At 64.7% G+C, this 26,264-nt stretch carries 26 protein-coding genes; 18 read left to right on the top strand and 8 right to left on the bottom strand.

What is annotated here, in order from left to right; translation table 11 throughout:
• Window positions 1-118: 118 nt before the first annotated feature.
• On the bottom strand, window positions 119-604 hold the full coding sequence (locus HMI59_RS25710; RefSeq protein ID WP_227471390.1) for a hypothetical protein: 486 nt from the start codon (window positions 602-604) through the stop codon (window positions 119-121).
• Between HMI59_RS25710 and HMI59_RS25705 the strand changes: the two genes are divergently transcribed.
• The 9 genes from HMI59_RS25705 (at window position 584) to xerD (ending at window position 9,921) form a co-directional block, all read left to right on the top strand.
• Window positions 584-1,501, top strand: a complete 918-nt coding sequence (locus HMI59_RS25705; RefSeq protein WP_227471389.1) for a hypothetical protein — start codon at window positions 584-586, stop codon at window positions 1,499-1,501. The two genes, HMI59_RS25710 and HMI59_RS25705, sit on opposite strands and share 21 nt — an antisense overlap.
• Window positions 1,494-2,480 (top strand): HAD-IIA family hydrolase, encoded by a 987-nt coding sequence (locus tag HMI59_RS13620; protein WP_193591607.1) that lies wholly within the window; start codon window positions 1,494-1,496, stop codon window positions 2,478-2,480. The genes HMI59_RS25705 and HMI59_RS13620 overlap by 8 nt, the downstream gene beginning before the upstream one ends.
• A gap of 9 nt (window positions 2,481-2,489) precedes the next feature.
• The gene (locus HMI59_RS13615; protein ID WP_193591606.1) at window positions 2,490-2,741 is read left to right on the top strand and encodes a hypothetical protein; all 252 of its coding nucleotides are present in this window, start codon (window positions 2,490-2,492) and stop codon (window positions 2,739-2,741) included.
• A 3-nt stretch (window positions 2,742-2,744) separates the two neighbouring features.
• Entirely contained in the window at window positions 2,745-3,557 is an 813-nt protein-coding gene (locus tag HMI59_RS13610; RefSeq protein WP_166184069.1) for a TlyA family RNA methyltransferase, read from the top strand.
• Window positions 3,558-3,571: 14 nt separating this feature from the next.
• Window positions 3,572-4,594 (top strand): NAD kinase, encoded by a 1,023-nt coding sequence (locus tag HMI59_RS13605; protein ID WP_021473420.1) that lies wholly within the window; start codon window positions 3,572-3,574, stop codon window positions 4,592-4,594.
• A 3-nt stretch (window positions 4,595-4,597) separates the two neighbouring features.
• On the top strand, window positions 4,598-6,337 hold the full coding sequence (recN, locus tag HMI59_RS13600) for a DNA repair protein RecN (RefSeq protein WP_193591605.1): 1,740 nt from the start codon (window positions 4,598-4,600) through the stop codon (window positions 6,335-6,337).
• A 124-nt stretch (window positions 6,338-6,461) separates the two neighbouring features.
• A complete protein-coding gene (locus HMI59_RS13595; RefSeq protein WP_021473418.1) occupies window positions 6,462-8,207 on the top strand; it encodes a CTP synthase in 1,746 nt (581 codons plus the stop codon).
• Between the two features lie 26 nt (window positions 8,208-8,233).
• Window positions 8,234-8,896, top strand: a complete 663-nt coding sequence (locus HMI59_RS13590) for an NUDIX hydrolase (RefSeq protein ID WP_021473417.1) — start codon at window positions 8,234-8,236, stop codon at window positions 8,894-8,896.
• 2 nt (window positions 8,897-8,898) lie between these two features.
• On the top strand, window positions 8,899-9,921 hold the full coding sequence (gene xerD, locus HMI59_RS13585; protein ID WP_227471388.1) for a site-specific tyrosine recombinase XerD: 1,023 nt from the start codon (window positions 8,899-8,901) through the stop codon (window positions 9,919-9,921).
• Between the two features lie 22 nt (window positions 9,922-9,943).
• On the opposite strand, the gene HMI59_RS13580 is transcribed toward xerD, so the two are convergent.
• Entirely contained in the window at window positions 9,944-10,741 is a 798-nt protein-coding gene (locus HMI59_RS13580; RefSeq protein WP_193591603.1) for a hypothetical protein, read from the bottom strand.
• A 56-nt stretch (window positions 10,742-10,797) separates the two neighbouring features.
• Here HMI59_RS13580 and HMI59_RS13575 point away from each other — a divergent pair, with 56 nt between their 5' ends.
• Window positions 10,798-11,289, top strand: a complete 492-nt coding sequence (locus HMI59_RS13575) for an 8-oxo-dGTP diphosphatase (protein WP_166184077.1) — start codon at window positions 10,798-10,800, stop codon at window positions 11,287-11,289.
• Between the two features lie 122 nt (window positions 11,290-11,411).
• Here the strand turns inward: HMI59_RS13575 and HMI59_RS13570 are convergent, their stop codons facing one another.
• The 6 genes from HMI59_RS13570 to HMI59_RS13545 form a co-directional block, all read right to left on the bottom strand.
• Window positions 11,412-12,551: a bifunctional 2-methylcitrate synthase/citrate synthase gene (locus tag HMI59_RS13570; RefSeq protein ID WP_193591602.1), complete on the bottom strand. Its 1,140-nt coding sequence runs from the start codon at window positions 12,549-12,551 to the stop codon at window positions 11,412-11,414.
• 71 nt (window positions 12,552-12,622) lie between these two features.
• Window positions 12,623-13,528: a methylisocitrate lyase gene (gene prpB / locus HMI59_RS13565; protein WP_166184078.1), complete on the bottom strand. Its 906-nt coding sequence runs from the start codon at window positions 13,526-13,528 to the stop codon at window positions 12,623-12,625.
• Window positions 13,529-15,049, bottom strand: coding sequence for an MmgE/PrpD family protein (locus HMI59_RS13560; protein ID WP_193591601.1), 1,521 nt, complete (start codon window positions 15,047-15,049; stop codon window positions 13,529-13,531). It lies immediately after the preceding gene.
• Between the two features lie 23 nt (window positions 15,050-15,072).
• Entirely contained in the window at window positions 15,073-15,714 is a 642-nt protein-coding gene (locus HMI59_RS13555) for a GntR family transcriptional regulator (RefSeq protein ID WP_193591600.1), read from the bottom strand.
• A gap of 76 nt (window positions 15,715-15,790) precedes the next feature.
• The gene (locus HMI59_RS13550) at window positions 15,791-16,504 is read right to left on the bottom strand and encodes a response regulator (protein WP_166184083.1); all 714 of its coding nucleotides are present in this window, start codon (window positions 16,502-16,504) and stop codon (window positions 15,791-15,793) included.
• A complete protein-coding gene (locus HMI59_RS13545) occupies window positions 16,501-18,183 on the bottom strand; it encodes a sensor histidine kinase (protein WP_193591599.1) in 1,683 nt (560 codons plus the stop codon). Before HMI59_RS13545 ends, HMI59_RS13550 begins: the two co-directional genes overlap by 4 nt.
• Before the next feature lie 140 nt (window positions 18,184-18,323).
• On the opposite strand from HMI59_RS13545, the gene HMI59_RS13540 reads away from it, so the two are divergent.
• The 8 genes from HMI59_RS13540 (at window position 18,324) to HMI59_RS13505 (ending at window position 26,261) form a co-directional block, all read left to right on the top strand.
• The gene (locus tag HMI59_RS13540; protein ID WP_193591598.1) at window positions 18,324-19,661 is read left to right on the top strand and encodes a cation:dicarboxylate symporter family transporter; all 1,338 of its coding nucleotides are present in this window, start codon (window positions 18,324-18,326) and stop codon (window positions 19,659-19,661) included.
• A gap of 239 nt (window positions 19,662-19,900) precedes the next feature.
• Entirely contained in the window at window positions 19,901-20,800 is a 900-nt protein-coding gene (locus HMI59_RS13535; protein WP_166184089.1) for a ParA family protein, read from the top strand.
• Window positions 20,801-20,922: 122 nt separating this feature from the next.
• A complete protein-coding gene (locus HMI59_RS13530) occupies window positions 20,923-21,720 on the top strand; it encodes a ScpA family protein (protein ID WP_205679612.1) in 798 nt (265 codons plus the stop codon).
• Window positions 21,713-22,366, top strand: a complete 654-nt coding sequence (locus tag HMI59_RS13525; protein WP_069695318.1) for an SMC-Scp complex subunit ScpB — start codon at window positions 21,713-21,715, stop codon at window positions 22,364-22,366. Before HMI59_RS13530 ends, HMI59_RS13525 begins: the two co-directional genes overlap by 8 nt.
• Before the next feature lie 151 nt (window positions 22,367-22,517).
• Complete coding sequence (locus HMI59_RS13520; RefSeq protein ID WP_166184093.1) at window positions 22,518-23,717, top strand: pseudouridine synthase; 1,200 nt, start codon at window positions 22,518-22,520, stop codon at window positions 23,715-23,717.
• A gap of 3 nt (window positions 23,718-23,720) precedes the next feature.
• Window positions 23,721-24,827 (top strand): prephenate dehydrogenase, encoded by a 1,107-nt coding sequence (locus HMI59_RS13515; protein ID WP_193591597.1) that lies wholly within the window; start codon window positions 23,721-23,723, stop codon window positions 24,825-24,827.
• A complete protein-coding gene (cmk, locus tag HMI59_RS13510; RefSeq protein WP_193591596.1) occupies window positions 24,827-25,540 on the top strand; it encodes a (d)CMP kinase in 714 nt (237 codons plus the stop codon). Before HMI59_RS13515 ends, cmk begins: the two co-directional genes overlap by 1 nt.
• Window positions 25,530-26,261: a 1-acyl-sn-glycerol-3-phosphate acyltransferase gene (locus tag HMI59_RS13505; protein ID WP_166184098.1), complete on the top strand. Its 732-nt coding sequence runs from the start codon at window positions 25,530-25,532 to the stop codon at window positions 26,259-26,261. The genes cmk and HMI59_RS13505 overlap by 11 nt, the downstream gene beginning before the upstream one ends.
• The last annotated feature ends 3 nt before the right edge of the window (window positions 26,262-26,264 follow it).

Below are 26,264 nucleotides of genomic sequence, written 5' to 3'. Positions count from 1 at the left end.
CGGAGAGCGGCGGCCTTTCGGCGACGGCGACCGCAGGTCCTATGGCGAGCGTCCCGACCGCGGTCAGCGGAATTTTGATCGCCCCCGTCGCGACAATGAAGATCGGCCCCGCCGTGACTCAGGCGACCGCAGGCCCTACGGCGAGCGGTCCGAGCGCGGACCCCGCAACTTCGATGGGCCGCGTCGTGATGGTAATGATCGTCGTTCCTTTGGTGGGGATCGTGATCGTAAGCCGTTTGGTGATCGTCCGGAGCGTGGACCGCGGAACTTTGACCGTCCCCGTCGCGATGGTGATGGCCGTCCGCGTCGTGATGGTGATGATCGTCGTTCCTTTGGTGGCGATCGTGATCGTAAGCCGTTTGGTGATCGTCCGGAGCGTGGACCGCGGAACTTTGACCGCCCCCGTCGCGATGGTGATGACCGTCCCCGCCGTGACAGCGGCGACCGCCGCTCGTTCGGCAGCGACCGAGGTCCCAGGGAAGACCGTCCCGCCCGCGTCCCGAATGCCCGGGACATCCGCAGTGCCAACCGCCCTGACCGCGAGCGTTCGCCGGAAATCGATCCCGATGTCACGGGACGCGAATTGGACCGGGCAACTGCCCATCAGATCAACACACTTGAAGACCAGAGTGCCGGCTGGGTTGCCAAGCACTTGGTCATGGCCGGACGCCTGATCGATATAGAGCCCGAGCTTGCCTTCCAGCACGCCCTGGCAGCCAGCCGCCGTGGGGGTCGCTTGTCGGCCGTTCGCGAAGCTGTGGGGCTGACGGCGTATGCTGCCGGCCACTACGGCGAGGCTTTGCGGGAATTCCGTACCTACCGCCGAATCAGCGGCTCCAACGCGCACTTGCCGGTCATGGCCGACTGCGAGCGTGGACTGGGCCGCCCGGACCGTGCCCTGGATATGGTCCGCTCACCAGAGGCCCAGGACCTCGATGCTCCAGGCAAGGTGGAATTGGCCATTGTGGCGTCGGGTGCCCGCGCGGACCTCAACCAGCTGGATGCGGCCGTCGCTGAGCTCGAGATTCCGCAGCTGGATATTAATCGTGCGTTCTCCTACAGCCCGAGGCTGTTCCGTGCCTATGCGGAAGCTCTGACGGCGGCAGGTCGTGCCGAGGAGGCCACCAAGTGGGAGCGCCAGGCTGTCGTGGCGGAGAACGCCCTCGGCGTCGGCGAGTTCGCTGAGCCCGAGATCCTTGACCTGGGCTGGGACGAGGAGGAAGAGGCGGCCGCGCGTAAGCCGCGTTTCCAGAAGACCGACGGCGGTACCGACGTCGTGCAGGCTGAACCGGAAACCGTCATCGCTGAAGCTGCGGCAGCGGACGCCGCCCACGACGACGTTGAAGTGGACGACGCCGAGTCGGACTACTTCGAGTCCGATGACACGGAATCGGACATCGACTCCATTGACGAAGACGCCGACGAAGAGGAAGACGAGGACGCCGGCGAAGAGCAGGAAGAAGGCCAAGAGGAAGCAGGAGAAGGCAACCGGAATGGCTGATTCACTGATCTCGGCGTACGACGCCGTCCTGTCCGACCTTGACGGCGTCGTTTATGCCGGACCGCATGCCATCCCGGGTGCCATCGAGTCGCTCCAGCGCCTTGCCACCGTCGGTGTGGGCCTTGGTTACGTGACGAACAACGCGTCCCGGACTCCCGCGCAGGTTGCGGCGCACCTTCGTGAACTGGGCGCGCCTGCAGAGGACCACCAAGTGGTCAGCTCATCCCAGGCGGCGGGCGAATTGTTGGCGTCCATGTTGCCCCAGGGCGCACGCGTGCTCATTACGGGAAGCGCGGCCTTGGCGCACGAGATCGAACTGGTGGGCCTGAAACCGGTACACAGCGCCGCTGAGAATCCGGTGGCAGTAGTACAGGGGTTCAGCCCGGAGCTTGGCTGGAAGGACCTGGCGGAAGCCTCGTACGTGGTGGCCGCCGGAGCCCAATGGTTCGCAACGAATACGGACATGTCCATTCCGCAGGCCCGGGGCATCGCCCCCGGGAACGGCACTTTGGTTGCGGCTGTGGCGGCCGCCACCGGAAAAAAACCGCTGGTGGCAGGCAAGCCCGAGGCGCCACTTTTCCACGCCGCCGCTAAGCGGTTGAGCGCCGACCGGCCCTTGGTTGTGGGCGACCGGCTGGATACGGACATCCTGGGCGGCAACCGCGCCGGCTATGCCACCGCGGCCGTCCTGACCGGCGTCGACACCACCCACAGCATCCTGTCCGCCCGCACCGATGAGCGGCCCACCTACCTGCTGGCCAACCTGCAGGACCTGTATGATCCCTACCCCCGTCTAACAAACGACGGCGGCACGTACTACTGCGGTGCTGCGTGGGCGACCGCCGTGGACGGGGAAGTCACCGTGACGGGCCCGAAGGATAGCCTCGACGCCTGGCGTGCTGCCTGCGCGGCGTGGTGGGCGGCGGTTCCTGACGCTCCCGTGGCGCAGTCGCCGCGGCTTGTCTGGCAGGCTCACTAAACTGGCGTGATGAGCGATCCCACTGTTCCTGGGGAAGCCGAGGCCGTTGTTCGCTGGCCGGGTGTTCCTGAAGAGACACATGACCCCGCGGTTGACCGGGCACTTGGCTTCCTGGCAGGTATACCGGATGCAGCCGTGGCGGACCACGTGGATATCTACGCCGCCGTCCACGACTCCTTGCTTGAGGCACTCGACGCGGAACCCGGGTTGCCTCCTGCCGCACCCCGGGAAACATCCCTGAACCCGGAAGGCACCAACTGACGCATGGCACGACTTGACCAGGAACTCGTCTCGCGTGGTCTCGCGAGGTCCCGGACGCATGCGGCGAAACTGATCAGCGACGGCAAGGTGAGCTCAGGCGGTGCGGTCTTGTCCAAGGCGTCCCTCCACGTTGATGCGCAGGCACAGCTGGAGGTCGCTGCCCATCCGGAGGACGTGTACGTCAGCCGGGCCGGCCATAAACTCGCTGGGGCGTTGGCGGCCTTTCCCGCGGTCGCCGTGGCCGGGCGCAGGTGTCTGGACGCCGGTGCCTCCACGGGCGGGTTCACTGATGTGCTGCTTCGGCAGGGTGCGGCGGAAGTCGTTGCCGTGGATGTCGGGCACGGGCAGTTGGTCCAACCGCTCCGCGAGGATCCGCGAGTGGACGTCCACGAGGGCCTGAATGTCAGGTACTTGACTCCGGACCTGATCGGCGGGGTTGCAGCGTTGACTGTCGCGGATCTTTCCTTCATATCCCTGACCCTCGTCGTGGAGCCGTTGGCTGCCTGCACGGAGCCGGGTGGCGATTTGGTGCTGATGGTCAAGCCGCAGTTCGAAGTGGGCAAGGAACGGTTGAGCCGTACCGGCGTCGTTTCCTCGGACCATGAACGACGGCGGGCGGTTGCCCGGGTGGCGGGTGCTGCGGTCGATGCGGGGCTGGAGCTGAGGGGATTGGCTGCCAGCCCGTTGCCGGGGCAGGACGGAAACATTGAATACTTTCTGTGGATGAAACGCAGGATGTCCGTGCCCGTGCCTAAGATCGAAGGGCGGGACGAGGATGTTGCTGCGTTGATGAGAACACTCTGGCCGAACGACTAGGAAGCAGAATCCGAATGAGCAGGCACGTACTTGTCCTTGCCCACACCGGACGGGAGGAGTCCCTCCGGGCGGCGTGGGATGCGTGTACGCAGCTGCATTCGTCCGGGCTGGTGCCCGTCTTGCAGAAGTCGGAACTGGCGGACGTTGAGCGGTTCTTCGGCGCCGTGGACACGCCGATCGAGATCCTCCATGACCACGTCAGCCTGGAGGACGTGGAACTGGTGATGGTCCTTGGCGGCGACGGCACCATCCTGAGGGCCGCGGAGCTGGTCCGGGAAGTGGATGTCCCCCTCCTGGGAGTCAACCTCGGCCACGTGGGTTTCCTGGCAGAGAGCGAACGGGCGGATCTTGCCCAGACGGTGGAGTGGATCGCCAGCCGCCAGTACACGGTGGAAGAGCGCATGACCATCGATGTCCAGGTCTGGATCAAAGGTCAGAAGATCTGGCACACGTGGGCGTTGAACGAGGCAGCGATAGAGAAGGCAAACCGGGAACGGATGCTGGAGGTCGTCACGGAAGTGGATGAGCGGCCGCTGACCTCCTTCGGCTGCGACGGCGTGGTCCTGGCGACTCCGACCGGCTCCACAGCTTATGCGTTCTCCTCCGGGGGCCCGGTGGTCTGGCCGGAAGTGGAGGCTTTGGTGATCGTCCCCATTAGCGCGCACGCCTTGTTCGCCAAACCCCTTGTGGTCTCGCCGAGTTCCAAGCTCGCCGTTGAAATCATGAACCGGACTGATGCGTTGGGCGTGCTGTGGTGCGATGGTCGGCGATCGGTCGACCTTCCTCCGGGAGCCCGCGTGGAGGTGACGCGTTCAGCAACCCCGGTACGGTTGGCCAGGACGCACAAGACGCCCTTCTCCGCCCGGTTGGTGCGGAAGTTCCAGTTGCCCATCCACGGCTGGCGTGGTCCCGCGCCACGGACCGGCGAGGTCCATACGGGGCCGATTCCCGTCATCCGTACCCCCTCCCCGGCGCCCCTTCCGAGCCCGCACGAGCTTGGGCCCGGTGAACCCTCCGATCCCACGAATGCGAAGTGAAGCATGCTTGAAGAACTCCGAATCCGTGACCTCGGCGTCATCACTGATGCCGCCCTTCCGCTTGGCCCGGGCCTCAGCGTCGTCACCGGTGAAACCGGCGCCGGAAAGACCATGGTGGTCACCGCCGTCGGGCTCCTCCTGGGCGCGCGTTCGGACGCCGGCGCGGTGCGCAGCGGGGCCAAGTCAGCCTCCGCCGAAGCGGTGCTCAAGTTGGACCCGGGGCACGCCGCCGTGGAACGTGCCCGCGAAGCCGGCGGGGACGCGGAGGAGTTCGACGGCGTAGCGGAGTTGCTGCTGGCCCGCACGGTAGGCGCGGACGGACGCAGCCGTGCCCACGTTGGCGGACGGACGGCACCTGTGGGCGTCCTGGCGGAGCTGGGCGAGAGCCTGGTGGTGGTCCATGGCCAAACGGACCAGATCCGCTTGAAGGGGGCAGCCGCCCAACGCCATGCGCTGGATCGCTTCGCCGGGGCTGCCCTGGCCAAGTCCCTGGGGGAGTACCAGGACCTTTACCAGCACTGGAAGTCGATTCAAGGCGAACTGGAGACCCTGCGCAGCGAAGCGCGGGAGCGGCTCCGTGAGGCCGAGTCGCTGGAGGCGGCGCTGAGCGAAATTGACGGGATTGATCCCCAGCCCGGAGAAGACGAAGCCCTCAAAGCGGAAGCCGTGAAACTGGCCAACGTCGAGGAGCTGCGCCTGGCCGCCGCGTCCGCGCACGAGTCGCTCATCGCTGAGGAGTTCGGCGACGCGGGGGACGCGACCTCCTTGGTGGATGCTGCGAAGCGAACATTGGAACACGTTGCGGACCACGATGAAGCGCTGGGGGCTGCCGCTGCCCGCCTCGCGGAGGTAGGGTTCCTCCTCAACGACATCGCCGCCGAACTTTCCAGCTATCAGGCCACCTTGGATACCGAGGGGCCGGAGCGGCTCTCCGGGATCGAAGAACGACGGGCCGCGCTGGCGAAGTTGATCCGCAAGTACGCGCCGAGCATTGACGAAGTACTCGAGTGGGCGGCCACCGCGCGCACCAGGCTTGATGAGCTCCAAGACGACTCGAGCCGCATCGAGTCATTGGACGCCGAGGTGGTGGCCTCCGAAGAAAAGCTCAAGAAATTGGCAGCTGCGATCACCAAGGCGCGTACCAAGGCAGCCAAGGATCTTTCGGCGCGGGTCAGTGCGGAGTTGAAGGCGCTTGCCATGGCTGACGCCACGCTGGTGATCAAGGTGGAGGACGCCGGATCCCTTGGTCCGTGGGGGGCCGATGAGATTGCGTTCCTGCTGCGCCCGCACTCGGGGGCTCCGGAGCGTCCGCTGGGGAAGGGCGCCTCGGGCGGTGAACTCTCACGCGTGATGCTGGCAATCGAAGTGGTGCTTGCCGCCGTCGATCCCGTCCCGACGTTCGTCTTCGACGAAGTGGACGCTGGCGTGGGCGGGCGGGCCGCCGTCGAGATCGGCCGCAGGCTGGCCATGCTGGCCCGCCACGTCCAGGTGCTGGTGGTGACCCACTTGCCGCAGGTTGCCGCTTTCGCCGACCAGCACATCCGGGTCACCAAGACGTCGGTTCGCGGGGCTGACGGGAAGACCACCAGCGGGTTCACCTCGAGCGATGTGCAGTTGCTTTCAGAGGAAGAGCGGGTCAAAGAGCTGGCCCGCATGCTTGCCGGACAGGAAGACTCTGAGTCCGCCCAGGCACACGCACAGGAGCTCCTGAACGATGCAAAACTCCTGCCCCAACGGGCCTAGCGCCAAACTGGGAGCACAATCACATCCGCCCGATTTGTTCCCCGGGGCCTTGATTACTGGCAGGGAACCGGGCAACCATGGACCATTTGGGGAACCCGAACCGGACGCTTGGAAGGCGTAATTGATGATAAGCTCGAATTCCGTGGTGCAGCGATCAAATTCCCGTGTAAATTCCCGGTTCCCGGGCTCGTCCAAGACGACCAAACACATCTTCGTCACCGGTGGTGTGGCGTCCTCGCTCGGTAAGGGTCTGACGGCTTCCAGCCTCGGCCACCTGCTGCGGGCACGCGGTTTGTCTGTAACTATGCAGAAGCTCGATCCCTATCTGAACGTGGATCCGGGCACGATGAATCCCTTCCAGCACGGCGAAGTTTTCGTCACCGATGATGGCGCAGAGACCGACCTCGACATCGGACACTACGAACGCTTCCTCGACGAAAACCTCGAAGGCTCGGCCAACGTCACAACGGGCCAGGTCTACTCCACGGTCATTGCCAAGGAACGTCGCGGCGAATACCTCGGGGACACCGTCCAGGTCATCCCGCACATCACGGATGAAATCAAGCGCCGCATGCGCCTGCCCGCCGAGGGCAAGAACGCTCCCGACGTCATCATCACGGAAATCGGCGGCACGGTGGGCGATATCGAGTCCCAGCCGTTCCTTGAGTCCGCACGCCAGGTGCGCCAGGACGTCGGCCGGAACAACGTGTTCTTCCTGCACGTTTCACTGGTTCCGTACATCGGTCCGTCCCAGGAACTGAAGACCAAGCCGACGCAGCACTCAGTGGCAGCACTGCGTTCCATCGGCATCCAGCCCGAGGCGATCGTGATCCGTTCGGACCGTGAGGTGCCCGAGGCCATGCGCGAGAAGATCGGCCGCATGTGCGACGTCGACATCGATGCCGTGGTCAACGCTGCCGACGCGCCGAGCATCTATGACATCCCCAAGACCCTGCATTCCCAGGGGCTGGATTCCTACATCGTCCGGGCCCTGGACCTGCCGTTCAAGGACGTCGACTGGAGCAAGTGGGACAAGCTGCTCGAAGCCGTCCACAACCCGAAGCACCATGTGGAGATCGCCCTGGTGGGTAAGTACATCGACCTTCCTGATGCTTACCTTTCGGTGACTGAAGCCCTCCGTGCCGGCGGTTTCGCCAACGAAGCCAAGGTCAAGATCCGTTGGGTGCCCTCGGATGAGTGCGAAACGCTGGAAGGGGCCACCAAGTCCTTGGCCGGCGTTGACGCCATCTGCGTGCCCGGCGGCTTCGGCATCCGCGGCCTTGAAGGCAAGCTGGGCGCCCTGAAGTTCGCCCGCGAAACCAAGCTCCCCGTTCTTGGCTTGTGCCTTGGCCTGCAGTGCATGGTGATCGAATACGCACGCAACGTCGTGGGCCTTGAAGGTGCATCCTCGAGCGAGTTCGAGCCCGACTCCAAGTACCCGGTCATTGCCACCATGGAAGAGCAGCTGGACATCGTGGAAGGCAAGGGAGACCTCGGCGGCACCATGCGCCTGGGACTCTACGAAGCCAAGCTCGACGAGGGCTCCGTGGTTGCCGAGACCTACGGCACCACCACTGTCAGCGAACGCCACCGGCACCGCTACGAGGTCAACAACAAATACCGTGACCAGATTGCGGCCCAGGGCCTGGTGTTCTCCGGTACCTCACCTGACGGCAAGCTGGTTGAGTACGTTGAGCTTCCCCGCGAAGTGCACCCGTACTACGTTGCTACGCAGGCCCACCCGGAGCTCAGCTCACGTCCGACCCGTCCGCACCCGCTGTTTGCCGGACTGGTCAAGGCCGCGCTTGAGCGCCGAGAAGGTGCCGCTGTCGGGACCGATACCGGCGCCCGCACGGTAGCTGCCAAGTAATAACCGAATAAGCAAAGGACGGCGCGATGCCCGGTACTTCTGAAACCCCCAACACGACACGGCAGGTTTCGGACGTGCCGAGCCCGCGCCGTCTTTTGTCTTCCAGCAAGGTCTACGAGGGCCGCATTTGGGACGTCGTCAGCGACGAATTCCAGCTGGCGGAGGACACAGACGCGCTGGTCCGGGACTACATCGACCATCCCGGCGCGGTGGCAGTCCTGCCCATGAACGTGGACGGTGAAGTGCTGCTGCTCAAGCAGTACCGGCACCCGGTGGGCATGGACCTCTGGGAGATTCCGGCCGGGCTGTTGGACATCGAGGGGGAGGACTTCGTGGTGGGCGCTGCCCGCGAACTTGCCGAAGAAGCCGACCTCGTTGCTGCGACGTGGAACGTCCTGGTTGACTTCTTCAACTCACCGGGCTCCTCCAGCGAAGCGGTCCGTATCTACCTTGCCCGGGGACTCACGGACGTGCCGGAGGCCGACCGCCACGTCCGGACGGACGAAGAAGCCGAAATCGAACTGCATTGGATTCCGCTGGAAGATGCCGTCCGCGCTGTGCTGGAGGGCAGGCTGCATAACCCCTCCGCAGTGCTGGGCATCCTGGCTGCCGCGGCGGCCAAGGCGGACGGCTTCAGCAGCCTGCGGCCTGCTGATGCCCCGTGGCCGGCCCACCCCAGCCAGCGCTGAGCATGCCCGGGCCCGGGGAGGCGCGCGCTGTCAACAGTGTTGACCGCGCAATGACTGACTATCTCCAACACGTGGGGGTGGAGCGCGGGTTGGCTGCCAACACTCTGTCCGCCTACAAACGCGACCTCGCCCGCTACGCGAACTTCCTGGCCGCCCAGGGAGTATCCGGGCCCCGGGACATTACCAGACACCACGTCACCGCCTTTGTGCAGGCGTTGTCCGACGGTTCCGACGGCGCGTCGGCACTGAACGTCCGCTCCGCAGCGCGCACTGTGGTGGCGGTCCGCGGATTGCATAAATTCTGGGCGCTGGAAGGAATCACGACGGCGGATCCCGCCAGCGAGGTCCACCCGCCGATGCCGGGCAGGAGGCTTCCGAAAGCCATCACCGTGGACGAAGTAACGAGGATTCTGGAGGCAGCAGGCACCGACACTGCCACCGGACTACGGGACCGGGCCCTCCTGGAATTCCTGTATTCCACCGGTGCGCGCATCAGCGAGGCGGTCGGCCTGGACGTGGACGACGTTTCGCTGGACAGCACGTCAACCGACAGCACGACAACGGACGGCGTGGCACCGGACGGCGGTGCACCGGACGGTGCGGTGGACGAACCCGCGATCGTCAGGCTCTTCGGAAAGGGTTCCAAAGAGCGGCTGGTGCCGCTCGGTTCCTACGGTGCCCGGGCTATCAACGCCTACGTCGTCCGTGGACGGCCCTTCCTGGCGTCCAAGGGTAAGGGGACCCCGGCCTTGTTCCTCAATGCCCGCGGCGGAAGGATTTCCCGCCAGAGCGCCTGGACTATCCTCAAGACTGCCGCGGAGAAAGCGAACATCACCAAGGACGTGTCACCACACACGCTGCGCCATTCCTTCGCAACCCACCTCCTGGAAGGTGGGGCGGATGTCCGGGTGGTGCAGGAATTGTTGGGCCATGCGTCAGTTACCACGACGCAGGTCTACACCCTGGTGACGGCAGATACTCTGCGGGAAGTCTACGCAGCGGCGCACCCGCGCGCCCTGGGCTGACCGTCCACGGATCCCAGGCGCCCTACTCCAGGACGCTGATGGTGAGTTCCACGGCATCCACGAAGACTGCCAGCAGCGACGTTCCCAGCCCGGCAACCAGCAACAGTCCCGGATGGGCCAAACCCACAACTACCCTCTTCAGGTCCGGGTGGCGGCGCAGGAACTTCCTGGGGACGCGGGTCTTGAGCGGCATTTCCCGCCAGCCACGAAGCCGTCTCAGGAACCATGCGCAGCGGATGATGAAAGCCATCCACAGGACGGACAGCACCAATGGGACGGCCGCCAGCATCAGGTTGAAGCCCAGGGCAGTGACTTCTTTCTCCGAGTCCCCGATGAGGGTTTGGACCGTAGTTGAGATGGAAGCACTCATCACCACTGAAGCTGCCCAGACCATGAACGCCGCGACGAGTGCCAGGAACCTGACGAAGAAGTGGCCCAGCACCGTGGAATCCACTGCGCGCAGGTGGCTGCGGGGCGTTGCATGAAGGACGAACAGGGTGGAGACGATCGTGGGCAGCGCGGCAGCGAAGACCAGCAGGTACCACGTCCAGCCTGCCAGGTCCACCACCTCGTCCACGACGATCAGCCCGGCCCATACAACAGTCCATGCCCAACCGACGTACAGGGGGTGGGCTACAAGCCACTTGGGAAGCCGGACATCACGGTGCGGAGCTTTTTGCTGTGGCTTGCCCGGAGCCCTAGTTGCTTCGGGTGCAGTGGTCAACGTTTCCCGGGCTTCGGCTGCCCCCGGCTCCGCGATGGTTCCGCTGTCGCTGCCGGCGGCTGTGGCCGCGCGCATTTCACCCCCGGAGTTGTTCATGCGCTCACTGTAGCAATGGCGGCACCGGCGGGGGATATCGGGTTAAGGTGGGCTGCATGACAGCAGCCCACGTGACTCTTTGCTTCCTTCTTCGAAACGACGCCGAGGGAGAGCACGTCCTGCTTGGTACCAAGAAAACGGGCTTCGGAAGCGGGAAGGTCGTGGGTGTCGGAGGGCACGTGGAGCCCGGCGAGACAGCCGTTGAAGCAGCCGTACGCGAGGTCATGGAAGAGATCAACGTCGTGGTCAGGGCAGCGGACCTCGTCCAGGCGGGAACGGTCGACTTCATCTTCCCTGCCCGGCCTGAATGGAACATGGCCACTACCGTCTATTTGACCCGTACCTGGATAGGGGAGCCATCGGAAAGCGATGAGATCGCCCCTGACTGGTATCCGGTGGCGCAGCTTCCCGTGGAACGCATGTGGGCGGACGCCGAACACTGGCTGCCTGCCATGATCGCGGGGCAACGGATCGCAGTGCAGGTTGACCTTGCGCCGGACAACCAGAGCGTCGCGAGCGTTTACACGGTCGCCTGGTCGGGCAGCTAAGGGCACCGGAACAAAGCGGGGACTCGTGCATGCGAACGACGGCGGCCCCGCCACGTTAAGGTGGCAGGACCGCCGTCGTTTGTGGTGCTTTCACACCCGAGTACTGCTTTTCAACCCCGGTATTAGGGGACGTGGCGCTCCTCCGGGCCGTTGTATTCGCTGAGCGGCCGGATCAGGGAGTTGGATGCCAGCTGCTCCATGACGTGGGCGGTCCACCCGGTGATGCGGCTGGCCACAAACAACGGCGTGAAGGTTTGCGTGTCAAAGCCCATCAGGTGGTACGTGGGTCCGGCCGGGTAGTCGAGGTTCGGCTTGATGGCCTTCGCCTCGTCCATGGCCTGCTCGAGGCCGTTGTAGAGGCCCAGGAGTTCCGGACGCCCGTAGTGGGCAATCATCTTGTCCAAGGCGGCCTTCAAGGTGGGAACGCGTGAGTCGCCGTGCTTGTAGACGCGGTGACCGAAACCCATGATCTTCTTCTTTTGGGCGAGGGCTTCTTCCATCCAGGACCGGGCCCTGGCCGCGGCTTCTTCGAGTGTTTCTTCGCTGCGGATGCCGATCTCGTCGAAGGTGTGCATGACAGCTTCGTTGGCGCCGCCGTGCAGGGGTCCCTTGAGCGCCCCGATGGCTGCGGTCACGGCAGAGTGCAGGTCGGACAACGTCGAGGTCACCACGCGGGCGGTGAACGTCGAGGCGTTGAACGAGTGCTCCGCGTAGAGGATCATCGAGACGTTGAAAGCCTCTACCACCTCGTCAACGGGTTCCTCACCGAATGTCATCCAGAGGAAGTTGGCTGAGTAGTCCAGGTCCTCCCGGGGTTCAACGACGTCCTCGCCCCTGCGGCGGCGCTGGTCGTAGGCCACCACGGCAGGCATGGCAGCCCACAGATCGATGGCCTTCTTCATGTTGGCTTCGGGGCTGGAGTCCTCGGCGAGTTCGTGGCGTGCACCAAGCACTGAAGCCGCGGTCCGGCAGACGTCCATGGGGTGCGCGGTAGTGGGAAGCGTGTCGATCACGGTCTTGACCACGGGATCCAGCGCGCGGCCCGCGCGCTCGCGGGCTGTGAACTCAGCCAGTTGGGCCTGGTCCGGAAGTTCACCGTTCCAGAGGAGGTAGGCGACCTCCTCGAAGCTGCACTTGGCGGCCAGCTCCTGGACCGGGTAGCCGCGGTACAGCAGCGAGTTCGTCTCCGGGTTGACCTTGGAGACTGCGGTGTAATCCACCACGACTCCGGCGAGGCCCTTCTTGATGTCAACATCTGCCATGTTGAACTCCTTCGTTCTAGTGCCGGCCGCCGGAAGATTCCGGTGGCCAGCGTCCCCTTGTTGGTACGGGCCTAGCGGATGCCAGGAACCTGGAAATTGAAAACGCCGGTATCGAACTGGTTGTATGCCTCGTAGTCCACGAGTTCGTAGAGGCGAGCGCGCGTGAGCATGTTCTCTACTTGCGCCTCTTGGGTCCCCGCAGCCTTGATCGTTTCCAGAGTACGCTCTGCTGCGCCCATGGCAATGCGGAGAAGGGTGACGGGGTAGATGACCATGTTCACGCCCACCTCCTGGAGCTGTTCGACGGTGAAGAGCTCGCTTTTTCCGAACTCGGTCATGTTGGCCAGGATGGGCACGTCCACGGCGTCGCGGATGGCTTGGAACTCGCGTAGGTCCCGCATGGCTTCGGGGAAGATCGCGTCGGCGCCTGCGTCCACGAGTGCTTTGGCACGATCCTTCGCGGCCTCCAAACCGTCAACGGCGCGGATGTCCGTGCGGGCCATGATGAGGAAGTTCGGGTCCCGGCGTGCGTCGGCTGCGGCGCGGATGCGTTTGGTGGCGGTGTCGAGGTCCACCACGTTCTTGCCGTCCAGGTGGCCGCAGCGTTTGGGGTTGAACTGGTCCTCGATGTGGCAGCCGGCCAGGCCGGCGTTTTCGAGTTCCTGGATGGTGCGGGCCACGTTCATGGGTTCACCGAAGCCGGTGTCCGCGTCCACGATTGAGGGCAGGTCCGTCATCCGGGCGATCTGCCCGGCGCGGGTGGCGACTTCGGTGAGGGTGGTCAGGCCGATGTCGGGCAGTCCGAGGTCGTTGGCCAGGACGGCCCCGGAGATGTAGACCCCGGCGAAGCCTTTTTCCTCGATGAGGCGGGCGGAGAGCGGGTTGAACGCGCCCGGGAACTGCTGCACGGTCCCGGAGCCCAGCAGCTCCCGCAGTTTCACCCGTTTCTGTTCGGGCGTGGTGGTGGAGTAGAGCATTTAGAACAGTCCCTTCGGAGCTGCTTCGAGGTTGATCACGCCGGGGGCGGCGGTGATGTTGAGCTGGTCAAGTTCGCCGGCGCCGAGTTTGGTGAGGCGTTCGACGGCGGCGAGGAACCGTTCGATCTCGGCCTCCTCGACCAGGCCGGCGGCGAGGGTGCGGAACTTGTTGACGTACTGCTCGCGGGCGAACGGCCGGGCGCCGAGCGGGTGGGCATCGGCGACGGCGATTTCATCGGTGATGACCGTGCCGTCCTTGAGTGTGATGACAACGGTGCCGCCGAAGGCTTTCTCCGTGATGTCCAGGGAGTGGTAGCGGCGGGTCCACTCGGGGTCCTCCACGGTGCTGACCTTGTGCCAGAGTTCCACGGTGTCCGGGCGCGCGGCGCGTTCGGGGGCGTAGGAGTCCACGTGATGCCAGGCGCCATCCTGCAGGGCGACGGTGAAGATGTACGGGATGGAGTGGTCCAGGGTTTCCCGGGACGCCGTGGGGGAGTACTTCTGGGGGTCGTTGGCCCCGGAGCCGATGACGTAGTGGGTGTGGTGGCTGGTCTTGATCAGCACGGAGTCCACGTTGGCCGGGTCGGTGGTTTCGGGGTGCTCGCGGTTGAGCTTGCGGGCCAAATCGATCCAGGCCTGGGCCTGGTACTCAGCGGAATGTTCCTTGGTGTAGGTGTCCAGGATGGCGCGCTTGGCCTCGCCCTTTTCCGGCAGCGGCACTTCGTAGGAAGCGTCGGGGCCATCGAGCATCCAGGCGATCACGCCGTCTTCGCCCTCGTAGATCGGCACGGGGGAGGTCTGTCCGCGCATGGCACGGTCGGCGGATTCAATGGCCATCTTGCCGGCGAAGGCCGGGGCGTGGGCTTTCCAGGTGGAGATTTCGCCCTTGCGGGACTGCCGGGTGGCGGTAGTGGTGTGCAGTGCCTGGCCCACGGATTGGAAGATGGTCTCCACGTCCAGGCCAAGCAGGGTTCCGATGCCGGCGGCGGCCGAGGGACCGAGGTGGGCTACATGGTCGATCTTGTGCTTGTGCAGGCAGATGGCCTTGACCAGGTTCACCTGGATTTCATAGCCGGTGGCGATCGCCCGGACGAGGTCGGCACCGTTGGCCCCGGTGTGCTGGGCAACGGCCAGGATCGGGGGAATGTTGTCGCCGGGGTGGGAGTAATCGGCGGCCAGGAAGGTGTCGTGGTAATCCAGTTCCCGTACCGCCACGCCGTTGGCCCAGGCGGCCCACTCCGGGGAGACCCGCTCATCGATGCCGAACACCTTGGCGCCCTTGCCGTTGGCGGAGGGGCCGTGGGCCAGTGCCTGCGCCCTCGCGGCAACGATCGGTGCACGGTTCAGCGAAGCAATCGCGACGGAGGCGTTGTCGATGATCCGGTTGATCACCATCTCCGTCACTTCCGGCGTCACGTCTACGGGGTCAGCGGCAACCACCGCGATCTTGTGGGCCAACTGCTCCTCACGGGGCAGGTTCTCCTCGGACTTGTAAACACGAACGTGGTGGTTCCGGACCATGGTGCTCCTTCGGGTAGGGCGTTTCAGCGTGCCGCGTATGTGGCTTTGAGATGGGTAAGGCTGCGGTGCAGGTGGACGGTGGTAGCCGCTTCGGCCAGCCGGCTGTTTCCGGCAGCTATGGCTTCGGCGATGGCAGCGTGCTCTGCGGACGCAGCCTTTAGCCGCGCCGTGTCGTCGGCCGCGAGGCGCCGCACCCGGACCAAGTGCACGCGCAGGTTGCGCATGGCTTGGGCCAGGTAGGAATTTGCGATGGCGGCGTCCATGGCGTCATCCAGCCGGCTGACCAGGGCGTAGTATTCGCGGCGCGCAGGGTCTTCGCTGCTGAGCAGTTCAGGTGCCCTGAGGAGTTGGGCCTGCAAGTCCGCAAACACAGCGGGTTCCCCGCGAACGGCAGCGAGGGCTGCTGCGCGGACCTCCAGGGTTTCTCTCAGTTCGAAAAGTTCATCGATGCTGTCGAGGGAGATGTCGGTGACGACGACGCCGCGGCCGCCTGCCGCCGTCGTCAGTCCTTCTGCGGTCAGCCTGCCCAATGCCTCCCGAAGGGGAGTGCGGGACACGCCAAGCCGCTCGGATTGCTCCACTTCGGCCAGCACCGCCCCGGGACGAAGACGCCACTCAACGATGTCTTCCCGGAGGGCGGCGTAAGCCCGGTCACTAGCGCGCATGCCGTCAGTGTATACATCAAGGCCCCTTAAGCGCTAGTGCGCTACTCTGCACGGGTTGAATGTATACAAAGGGGCGTTAGGTCCGGTTCCAGCCGTATTCGTTCTCCGGGCGCCCCGGCGTGCCGTACCTGGGGGCCCGGGTGACAGTTCCGGCGTCGGCGAGGTACTCAAGGTAGCGGCGCGCCGTGACCCGGGACATCCCGAGCGCTTCCATTACTTCGCTCGCCGACACCGGTCCCGGGTTGCCCCGGACGAACTCCTTCACCATGTCAAGGGAAGACCCGGACAGCCCTTTGGGCAGGGGCAGTTCCGTGGGGGCCCGGAGGCTGGCGAACGCCTGGTCCACGTCGCTTTGGGAGGCGCCGGCTTTCGACGGGCCTGCAGCGGGGCCGGCCAATTGGTCCCGGAAGGTGCGGTAGCTGTTGAGCTTGTCGGCGAAGGTGGCGTAGGTGAAGGGTTTGATCAGGTACTGCACGACCCCGATCGACACCGCGCTCCGGACGATGCTGAGTTCGCGGACCGCAGTGATGGCGATGATGTCAGCGAATATTCCGGCCGAACGCATGCGCCGCGCGACGTCCAGGCCGTGCAGGTCCGGCAGGTTCATATCCAGGAGCACGAGGTCCACGGGCGCGCCGGACGCGGAAAACTCGCCCAGGATCCGGAGCGCCGACTGTCCATCCGCCGCAGTGCCGACCAGCGTAAAGCCCTCAACCCTGCCGACGTAAGTGGAATGTGCGTCCGAGGCAATGGGTTCGTCCTCGACCACCAGAACGCGGATGTCCGTCATGCCTTCTCTTCCTTGGGAACGGGCGCGGGCAGTACAACATGGAAGCGGGCGCCTCCGGTGCCGTCAACCGACCCCTCACCACCATCGGTGAGCCCCCGGTTGTCGATGGACATCCTACCGTTCAGCCGCCGGACAGCCTGGCGGACCAGGGCCAGCCCGACGCCCCTGCCGTGGCCGCCGCGGGGATCGTGCGGGGACTTGGTGCTGTAGCCGTACTGCAGGATGTCGTCAATGGAGGTCGGGTCGATCCCGGGGCCCGAGTCCCGGACGGTAAGTTCGACGACGGCGTCCCCGGCGCCCACGGCCAACTCCACCTTCCGGGGCGGCTCGCCGGCGGCCGCGGCGTCGATCGCGTTGTCCAGCAGGTTTCCGAGGATGGTCACCAGGTCCTGGATTTCAACGCCGCGCACGTCGGCGTTGCCCGATGTTCGGACGGAAAGCTCCACTCCACGTTCGTGGGCTTCCGCGGCTTTGCCCATGACCAGCGCACTCATGACCGGCTCGTCGACGGAAGCCAGCATGTCGTCGGTCAATTGCTGGCTCAGCTCCAAATCCTTGGTGGCGAATTCCAACGCCTCCGGCGTGCGGCCCAATTCCAGGAGGGACACGATCATGTGAAGCCGGTTGGCGTGTTCGTGGGTCTGTGCCCGCAGGGCGTCGGAGAGTGTCTTCATGGTTTCCAGCTCCGTGCCGAGCGACTCGATCTCCGTACGGTCCCGGATGGTGGCAACGGTGCCGTACACGGCGGGCTTTTGGCGGTTTCGCGTGGTGGTCGGTCCGGCAGCAGGGGCCTGGTTGACCACCAGGATGCGCGAACCCGTCAAGTGGATCTCGTCATGGGCGGTCCTGCCGGATTCAAACAATGCTTTGAGGCTGCCTTCCAGCGGAAGCTCACTGAGCCGTGGAGCCTGGTCGGGGGAGCGGTCGGCAGCCGCGGGCTGAAGTCCCAGCAGCTCTGCGGCCTGGTCGTTGTACATCACCGCTTTGCCCTGCGTGTCGATGAGGATGAGTCCCTCCCGGACCGAATGCAGGACCGATTCGTAATAGGCGAACAACTGGGCAAGCTGTTCAGGACCCCAGCCGCGGGTGACTGTACGGAGGTAGCGGCCCAGCAGCCAGGATGCGAAGGAACCGAAGATCAGCACACCTATGGCGATGCCGCCAATGACCCCCAGCCGTTGGGCCAGGTCCGTGTCCACGGTGCGGACAGTGACGCCGGCCGCCACCAGGGCCTTCACGGCGCCCTCCGGGTCCTTGACGGGGGCAATGGTCCGGACGGAAGGCCCAAGCGTGCCGGCGGTAACTTCCGTAAACGTTTCGCCCCGCAGCGCCGGCTCAATGGTCCCTATGTACGCCCCTCCGATTTCCTCGGGGCGGGGGTGGGTCCAGCGTGTCCCGTCCGGCGCCATGATGGTGATGAAGTCGGCCTCGGCATCGGCCATGACCTCCATTGCGTAGGGCTGCAGGGACGCTGACGGATCAGGTGCGGCGGCGGCCTGCAGCACAAAGGGGTTGTTGGCTATGGACGTAGCGATGGCCCGCATCCGGATGCCTGCATCGTCGTACGCCCGGTCGCGGGCCTCCACTACCGAGAAGGCGCCGAACACCGCGGTGAGGACCAGGACGAACAGCAAGTTCGCCACGAACAGGCGGCGGGCAATACTCCAGCTGTGAAACACGTGTGGCCTCCCATGACCAATATGACCGCAACGGTGATACGTGTCACCACTGGCTGAATGATGGATATCACACAAGGACAGCGGAGTGGGCTGGCAAGCAGCACCGCGGCGCCTTACACAGTATCCAGAAGGAGAATCCAATGACCTCTCAACGAGGAGAGTCGGCAGTCGCCGCCGCAGGAGGGCGTAAGGGGCTCGACAAGTCGCATTACCTCTACATCGCCGTCATCCTGGCCGTAGTCCTTGGAGCCGTGGTGGGCCTCGTGTTCCCCGAAGCAGGGAAATCGCTCAAGCCGCTCGGCGACGGCTTCATCAAGCTGATCAAGATGATGATCGCGCCCGTGATCTTCTGCACCATCGTCCTGGGCATCGGCTCCATCGCCAAGGCAGCCACCGTCGGAAAGGTCGGCGGACTGGCCCTGGGCTACTTCGTGGCCATGTCCACCTTCGCACTCGCCATCGGCCTGGTGGTGGGCAACCTGATCCATCCCGGAGAAGGGCTGAAGCTCACTCCCTATGACCCCAACAAGAAGGCCGCAACGGACAGCACCGTGGACTTCCTCCTCGGGATCATCCCGGGCGATATTCCGGTCCTGCCGACGCTGCTCGCGGCTATCCTGGTAGGTTTCGCGCTCCAGAAGATGGGCAAGCAGGGCCAGCCGATCCTCAACGCCATCGGCCACGGCCAGCGTTTGGTCTTCCGCATCCTCATCATGATCATGTGGCTCGCCCCGGTAGGCGCCTTCGGTGCCATCGCCGCCGTCGTCGGTGCAACCGGCGCCCAGGCAATCCTGAGCATGTTCACGCTGATGCTCGCCTTCTACATCACCTGCGCGCTGTTCATCGTGGTCATCCTCGGCACCTTGCTCCGCACGGTAGCCGGCGTCAATATCTTCAAGCTGATGAAGTACCTTGCCCGCGAGTACCTCCTCATCTTCTCCACGTCATCTTCCGAAGCTGCCCTTCCGCGCCTCATTGCCAAGATGGAACACCTCGGTGTCTCCAAGCCCGTGGTCGGTGTCACGGTTCCCACCGGTTACTCCTTCAACCTCGACGGAACTGCGATCTACCTGACAATGGCCTCGCTGTTCGTCGCCAACGCCATGGGCACGCCCCTTGACCTCGGCGCGCAGATCTCCCTGCTGGTCTTCATGATCATCGCTTCCAAGGGCGCGGCAGGCGTCACCGGAGCAGGCCTGGCCACCCTGGCCGCCGGCCTCCAGGCCCACAAGCCCGAACTCCTCGGCGGCGTGGGAATGATCGTTGGCATCGACCGCTTCATGTCCGAGGCCCGGGCCCTGACCAACTTCACGGGCAACGCCGTGGCCACCGTCCTGATCGGCACTTGGGTCAAGGAGATCGACTCAACCCAGGTCAACCAGGTCCTGAGCGGAAATGCACCGTTCGACGAGCAAACCATGATGGCGCACGATGAGGTGGCCGACGTTCCACAGGAACGGGAAAAGGCTTCTCTCTAACCCCTTGTTGCACCAAGGAAGGCCGGTACCCGCAAGGGTGCCGGCCTTTCCCGTGTCCGGATGGACCGACGTGAAAGACAAGCAACCTTCCACCTCAACTAGAGGGTAAAGGCTCACGAATGAAGGAAAGTCAAGTTCCCAAAAATACCGTGTCGGGGGCTGTAGCCTAGGTGGGTAGCAGGGCTGAACCTCAAGGATCAGCGGCAGGGAAGATCGTCGTCGAAAGAGTGGTTGGATTAGTGAGCATCGAACGGGGAACAGCAACCCTGGCAGGCACCGAGCTCGATCTGGAAGACGCCATCATGGGACCTACGGGCCGCCCTCACCGCGAATTCCCGGAACCGGCTCCACTTGCCTCCCACGGACCTGCGCGGGTTATCGCCATGGTCAACCAAAAAGGCGGCGTCGGCAAGACCACCTCCACCATCAACCTGGCCGCTGCGCTCGCCGAGTTCGGCCGCAAAGTCCTGTTGGTGGACTTCGACCCCCAGGGTGCGTTGTCGGCAGGACTCGGGGTCAACCCGCATGAGCTGGACCTGACGGTCTACAACGTGCTCATGGACCGCAAGGTGAGTATTCGCGATGCCATCCACCAGACCGGCGTCGAAGGAGTGGACCTCCTGCCGGCAAACATCGACCTCTCAGCGGCTGAAGTGCAGCTTGTCAATGAAGTTGCCCGCGAGCAGGTGCTGGACCGTGCCTTGAAGAGCGTCGAAGACGAATACGACGTCGTCCTGATCGACTGCCAGCCCTCCCTCGGGCTGCTGACCGTCAACGCGCTCACCGCCGCCCACGGCGTCATTATTCCCCTCATTTGCGAGTTCTTCGCGCTCCGCGCAGTCGCCTTGCTCGTGGAAACCATCGAGAAAGTCCAGGACAGGCTGAACCCCAGGCTCCAGGTGGACGGCGTATTGGCAACCATGTACGACGCCCGTACACTGCACAGCCGCGAGGTCATTTCCCGGCTCGTGGAAGCTTTCGGAGACAAGGTGTTCGAGACCGTCATCAAGCGTTCCATCAAGTTTGCCGACGCCACGGTAGCTGCCGAGCCCATTACCAGCTATGCCGGCAACCATGTGGGTGCTGATGCGTACCGCCGGCTGGCCAAGGAACTCATCTCGCGCGGCGGCGCGCCCTAACCGACGGCGTGACTCTTCCGGTAGTTCCGCAGGCGGTGGACCCGTCTCCAGAAGGGCCCGACGCCGCTGCCTCCTCCGACGCCGCTGCCTCCTCCGGCGGCAAGGGTAGCTTCGAGGTACGGCTGGCCAACTTCACCGGGCCGTTCGACCTCCTGCTGGGCCTCATTGCCAAGCACAAGATGGACATCACCGAGGTTGCCCTGGCAACGGTGACTGATGAATTCATCAAGTACATCCGCAGGCTGCAGGACCTCGGTGAGGATTGGGCCTTGGACGAGGCAAGCGAGTTCCTGGTGATTGCCGCCACCCTCCTGGACCTGAAAGCCGCCCGCTTATTGCCGGCGGGCGAGGTGGAGGACGACGAGGATATCGCCTTGCTGGAAGCGCGCGACCTTCTCTTCGCCCGTCTCCTGCAGTACAAGGCCTTCAAGCAGGTGGCAGGGATACTGGCCGGCACCTTGGAAGAGGAAGCCCGCAGGTTTCCGCGCCAGGTGGCCCTTGAAGGGCACTTCGCGGCTTTGTTGCCGGAGCTTCTATGGCGGCACACCCCGGAGCAGTTCGCCGCGCTGGCTGCCAAGGCGCTCAAGCCAAAGGAAGCGCCGCCAACCGAGGTCGGACTGGAGCACCTGCATGCGCCGCCCGTGAGCGTCAGGGAGCAGGCAGTGCTCCTGGGGGACAGGCTGAAGCGCGGCGCACCGCTGACTTTCCAGGCCCTGGTTGCCGACGCCGACAGCACCTTGGTGGTCGTGGCCCGCTTCCTGGCGTTGCTGGAGATGTTCCGGGACCGCGTTGTGGCCTTTGAACAGCCGGCACCGCTGGGCGGATTGACCGTGCGGTGGACAGGTCAGGATGCCGGGTGGGACGGCTCCAACCTCAGCGAAGAGTACGAGGACGAAGGAGATGGTGGCATCGATGACTGAGCAGAACGCCGAAGACGGCCTCGCCGAACTGGAAGCGTTGCCGGGAGGGGCGCGGGCAGCCCTGGAAGCCGTGCTGATGGTCATTGATGAGCCGGCCACGTCCGAAGAGCTGGCCGCAGGCCTCAACGTGACGGTCGCCGTCGTCGAAGATTTGCTGCAGGACCTGCAGCGGGAGTATAGCGGCTATACTGTTAAAGCCCCGGACGTGGACGTTGACGGCTTTGCCGCTGCCAGCACTGCACCCCGGGGTTTCGAATTGCGGAACGTCGCCGGTGGCTGGCGCATCTATTCGCGGCCGGACTTTGCTGACATCGTGGGGAAGTTCGTCCTTGAAGGGCAAACTTCCAAGCTGACGCAGGCAGCACTGGAGACGCTGGCGGTGATTGCCTACCGGCAGCCTGTCTCCCGGGCGAGGGTTTCGGCAATTCGCGGCGTTAACGTCGATTCCGTCGTCAGGACGCTGACCCAGCGCGGGTTGATCGAGGACGCCGGGAACGATCCCGAATCCGGCGCAATCCTGTACCGGACCACCTCCTACTTCCTGGAGCGGATGGGAATCGGCTCGGTGGCTGAACTGCCCCAGCTGGCTCCGCACCTTCCCGGTTTGGAAGGGATCGAGGAGTACTACGACGCCAGCCGGATGTGAGGACATCCTCCGCCGGCACGAAGTAATTTAATACGGAATTCCATGGCACGCGTGACGCGTGCCGGAGCAGCAAGGGGCAGACTACACCTGCCCGGCTGGCTAGTGTTGGTTCCAACACCCAATGCCGGCCATAACAACACAAGGACGGGTCATGACACAGGCGGGACGCCAGGGTTCACCACGTAACGGTTCGGGACGCAACAGCGCCGGACGCAATGGAGCACAGGGCGGCGCAAGCCGTTCCGGTTTCACCCAGCGAGGCGGCAACGCCGGTGCGGGTAAGCGCTCCTTCAATCAGGGCGAAGGCCGCCCCTTCAAGGCTGCGAAGCCCCGGGAAGAACGGCCGTTCGATCCCGACAACCCCACGACGGCGGATAGCTTCAGGGCCGCAAAGCCGGCCAAGCCCTTCCGCAAGCCGGGTTCCAACAAGCCGGGCTACGGCAAGGCTCCCGGAACGCCCGGGGCCTTGAAGCCCAAGAAGAAGCCCGGCAACGCCAAGCAGTACGGGTCCAAGGCTTTCGGCAGCGAGCGGTTCGGCCGCAACCTGGGCCCTGTCCGCAAGCCTGCGGGCAACCGGAGTTCCCGGCAGGAAGTCCCGCAGTCCGAGGTCCACGATGCTGACGGCGTGCGCCTGCAGAAAGTGATGGCACAGGCCGGCGTGGCATCGCGCCGCGTCTGCGAGGAAATGATCCTCGAGGGACGCGTCGAGGTCGACGGGCAGGTTACTACCGAGCTCGGCGTCCGAGTGGACCCGAAATCCGCCGTGATCCACGTTGACGGGATCCGCATCCAGCTCGACGAGACCCTCGTGTACATGGTGTTCAACAAGCCCAAGGGCGTAGTTTCCACCATGGAGGACCCCGAGGGCCGGCCTTGCATCAGCGATTTCCTCAAGACCAACAAGAACAAGGGCGAACGCCTTTTCCACGTCGGCCGCCTGGATGTCGCCACCGAGGGGCTGCTGTTGTTGACCAACGACGGCGAACTCGCCAACCGCTTGACCCACCCTTCCTACGAGGTCCCCAAGACCTACTTGGTCCAGGTGCGGGGGCCGTTCCCGCAGGGCGTGGGCGCGCAGCTGAAGTCCGGCGTCGAGCTTGAAGACGGCATCGCGGCGGTGGATTCTTTCCGGCTGGTTGACTCCACGCCCGGCCACGTCCTGATTGAGGTTGTCCTCCACTCGGGCAAGAACCGCATCGTCCGCCGCATGTTTGATGCCGTGGGCTTCCCGGTTGAGCGGCTGGTCCGCGTCAAGGTTGGACCCATCGGCTTGGGCGACCAGCGCCAGGGAAGCATCCGCAACCTCGGCAAGCAGGAGATCGGCCACCTCATGGCAGCGGTGGGACTCTAAGCTATGTCGGCATTCCGCGCGCATGGTCGCGGCCACTTGGACGGGCCCGTCGTCATCCTCGGCACGGGCTTGCTGGGCGCCAGCATTGGCCTCGGCCTGCGTGGCCGCGGCGTACCGGTTTTCCTCTTTGATACCTCGCCTACCAACCAGGCTGTGGCCGTGGATATTGGTGCAGGCAGGCCACTGGAGGAACTGGACGGTCCACCCCAGCTGGTGGTTGTGGCTGCTCCGCCGGACGTCACGGCGCAGGTGGTGGAGAAGGCCTTGGCCGATTACCCGGAATCAGTGGTGGTGGACATCGCCAGCGTCAAGGCCGGCATCCAGGCCGAACTCCGCGAACGCGGCGTGGACCTTTCCCGTTACGTAGGCACGCATCCCATGGCGGGCCGGGAGAAGTCCGGTCCTGTGGCTGCGCGGGGTGAATTGTTCACGTCCATGCCGTGGGTCATCTGCCCCACGGAAGAAACCGGCGCGGCAGCGCTGCAGGTTGCCCGTTCGCTGGCCGGCGACCTCGGCGCGATCGTCTCCCAGTTCACTGCTGATGAACACGACGAAGCCGTGGCCCTGGTGTCGCATTTGCCCCAGATCATGTCATCGCTGCTGGCGAGCCGGTTGCAGGGGACACCGCTGCACGCATTGTCCTTGGCGGGAAACGGCTTGCGGGACACTACCCGGATTGCTGCGTCCGACCCCACGCTGTGGGTTCAGATCCTGGGTGGCAATGCTGAGAAAGTGGTCAGCATCCTGCACGGTGTCCGTGAGGACCTCAACCGGTTGATCGGGACCCTGGAGTCCCCCCTGGCCCCCGGCGCCCGCTTGGACCTGGCCCAGCTCATCAGCGAAGGCAACGCCGGGCAGGCCCGGATTCCTGGCAAGCATGGAGGACCGCCCCAGGCCTACTCCTGGCTGACGATCCTGGTGGACGACAAACCCGGCCAGATCGCCCGCCTCCTGACGGAGATCGGTGAAGTCGGCGTGAACGTCGAAGACCTTCGGCTCGATCATTCCTCCGGGCAGAACGTGGGCATGGTGGAGCTTTCCGTCCTGCCCAACAAACACGACCTCCTTGTTGAAGCTTTGACCGACCGTGGATGGCGGGTACTGCAGTAATGACGCGTGAATTCTTTGGCCCTGAGACGGTTGCCCGTCCCGGCAAGCCCTTGGTGATTGCCATCGACGGACCCTCGGGATCCGGCAAGTCGAGTGTGAGCAAGGAAGTGGCCCGGCGCCTCAAGCTCGCTTACTTCGACACCGGCGCCATGTACCGGGCGTTGACCTGGTACTGCCTGAAGACCGGCGTGGACCTCCACGACGGCGCCGCGGTGGAGCAAGCGTCCAAGGCCATGCCCTTGGAGATCAGTACCAGTACGGCCACCGAATACGTGGCTGTTGACGGCACGGACATCACTGAGGAGATCAGGGAGCCGCGGATCTCCTCTTCGGTCAGTGCAGTCGCCACCACCTTGGGAGCGCGGACGGAGCTGATCCGCCGGCAGCGCCAGCTCATCGACCAGCACCACCACCGCATGGTGGTGGAGGGACGGGACATCACCACCGTCGTGGCGCCCGCCGCGGAGGTCCGCATGCTCCTGACGGCCAGCGAGGAAGCCAGGCTCCGGCGTCGGGGTATCCAGCTGGGCGGTACGCAGACCAGAGAGCAGCTGGCTGCCCAGGTTATCCAGCGCGATGCCAAGGATTCCACCGTGGTCAACTTCACCCAGGCCGCCGATGGCGTGGTGACCCTGGACTCCTCCGACCTGGACTTCGAAGAGACCGTGGACACCGCACTGGCGATTGTCAGCAAGGTCATTTATGGCGACTAGCAACAATCTGCCCGCGACGTGGAGCCGGGCCTGGAGCCGTCCCGTGGGCTGGTTCCTCGATCACGTCCTCTACCGCACGGTCATCACGGGAAAGAGCAACATCCCGGCAGCGGGACCCGTGATCTTCGCCGGCAACCACATCAGTTTCCTGGACGGACCGGTGATGTTCGGGGCTGCCCCGCGGCCCATGCACATCCTGGTCAAGAAGGAGATGTTCAAGGGTTTCCTCGGCAAGGTGCTGAAGGCGTCAGGGCAGCTACCGGTTGACCGGACCGGTGACCGCACCACCCTGCAGCTGGCCAGGCGACTGCTCGACGCCGGCCGGTGCGTTGGCATCCTGCCCGAAGGTACCCGGGGGAGCGGGGCCGCGGAAAGCATCAGCAACGGTGTGGCGTGGCTGGCGTTGAACTCGGGAGCAACCGTAATCCCCGTCGCCATCCTGGGAACCCGGCAGGGCCGGGAGCACCGCGACCATATACCTGCCATGCGCCGCACGTTGTATGTCAGCTTCGGCGAACCACTCACCGTCCAGCGACGGAAGGGCGAATCCGGGCGTGCTTCAATGGACAGGGCGGCGGCAGTAATCCGCAGTGCCCTGGCCGGACACGTCCAGGAAGCAGTCCGCAACACCGGTCAGTCCCTCCCGGAAGCTCCAAGGGCCACCCCTGATCCGGACCACCGTCCCACCGCAGTAGCCGGAACCCCGGCAGACCACCACTAAGGA

It is taken from the genome of Paenarthrobacter sp. YJN-5, assembly GCF_015040095.1.
In the GTDB taxonomy this organism is placed as follows: domain Bacteria; phylum Actinomycetota; class Actinomycetes; order Actinomycetales; family Micrococcaceae; genus Arthrobacter; species Arthrobacter ureafaciens.
This window is presented reverse-complemented; position numbering and strand designations above follow the sequence as displayed.

Excerpts from the sequence above, each read along its gene's own strand:
- HMI59_RS13590 (WP_021473417.1), top strand. The coding sequence starts at position 8,234 with ATGCCCGGTACTTCTGAAACCCCCAACACGACACGGCAGGTTTCGGAC.
- HMI59_RS13555 (WP_193591600.1), bottom strand. The coding sequence starts at position 15,714 with ATGCGCGCTAGTGACCGGGCTTACGCCGCCCTCCGGGAAGACATCGTT.
- HMI59_RS13595 (WP_021473418.1), top strand. The coding sequence starts at position 6,462 with ATGATAAGCTCGAATTCCGTGGTGCAGCGATCAAATTCCCGTGTAAAT.
- HMI59_RS25710 (WP_227471390.1), bottom strand. The coding sequence starts at position 604 with ATGGGCAGTTGCCCGGTCCAATTCGCGTCCCGTGACATCGGGATCGAT.
- recN (WP_193591605.1), top strand. The coding sequence starts at position 4,598 with ATGCTTGAAGAACTCCGAATCCGTGACCTCGGCGTCATCACTGATGCC.
- HMI59_RS13515 (WP_193591597.1), top strand. The coding sequence starts at position 23,721 with ATGTCGGCATTCCGCGCGCATGGTCGCGGCCACTTGGACGGGCCCGTC.
- HMI59_RS13570 (WP_193591602.1), bottom strand. The coding sequence starts at position 12,551 with ATGGCAGATGTTGACATCAAGAAGGGCCTCGCCGGAGTCGTGGTGGAT.
- HMI59_RS13540 (WP_193591598.1), top strand. The coding sequence starts at position 18,324 with ATGACCTCTCAACGAGGAGAGTCGGCAGTCGCCGCCGCAGGAGGGCGT.
- HMI59_RS13520 (WP_166184093.1), top strand. The coding sequence starts at position 22,518 with ATGACACAGGCGGGACGCCAGGGTTCACCACGTAACGGTTCGGGACGC.
- HMI59_RS13605 (WP_021473420.1), top strand. The coding sequence starts at position 3,572 with ATGAGCAGGCACGTACTTGTCCTTGCCCACACCGGACGGGAGGAGTCC.
- HMI59_RS13550 (WP_166184083.1), bottom strand. The coding sequence starts at position 16,504 with ATGACGGACATCCGCGTTCTGGTGGTCGAGGACGAACCCATTGCCTCG.
- HMI59_RS13610 (WP_166184069.1), top strand. The coding sequence starts at position 2,745 with ATGGCACGACTTGACCAGGAACTCGTCTCGCGTGGTCTCGCGAGGTCC.
- HMI59_RS13620 (WP_193591607.1), top strand. The coding sequence starts at position 1,494 with ATGGCTGATTCACTGATCTCGGCGTACGACGCCGTCCTGTCCGACCTT.
- HMI59_RS13505 (WP_166184098.1), top strand. The coding sequence starts at position 25,530 with ATGGCGACTAGCAACAATCTGCCCGCGACGTGGAGCCGGGCCTGGAGC.
- HMI59_RS13560 (WP_193591601.1), bottom strand. The coding sequence starts at position 15,049 with ATGGTCCGGAACCACCACGTTCGTGTTTACAAGTCCGAGGAGAACCTG.
- HMI59_RS13575 (WP_166184077.1), top strand. The coding sequence starts at position 10,798 with ATGACAGCAGCCCACGTGACTCTTTGCTTCCTTCTTCGAAACGACGCC.
- HMI59_RS13615 (WP_193591606.1), top strand. The coding sequence starts at position 2,490 with ATGAGCGATCCCACTGTTCCTGGGGAAGCCGAGGCCGTTGTTCGCTGG.
- xerD (WP_227471388.1), top strand. The coding sequence starts at position 8,899 with ATGCCCGGGCCCGGGGAGGCGCGCGCTGTCAACAGTGTTGACCGCGCA.
- prpB (WP_166184078.1), bottom strand. The coding sequence starts at position 13,528 with ATGCTCTACTCCACCACCACGCCCGAACAGAAACGGGTGAAACTGCGG.
- HMI59_RS13525 (WP_069695318.1), top strand. The coding sequence starts at position 21,713 with ATGACTGAGCAGAACGCCGAAGACGGCCTCGCCGAACTGGAAGCGTTG.
- HMI59_RS13580 (WP_193591603.1), bottom strand. The coding sequence starts at position 10,741 with ATGAACAACTCCGGGGGTGAAATGCGCGCGGCCACAGCCGCCGGCAGC.
- cmk (WP_193591596.1), top strand. The coding sequence starts at position 24,827 with ATGACGCGTGAATTCTTTGGCCCTGAGACGGTTGCCCGTCCCGGCAAG.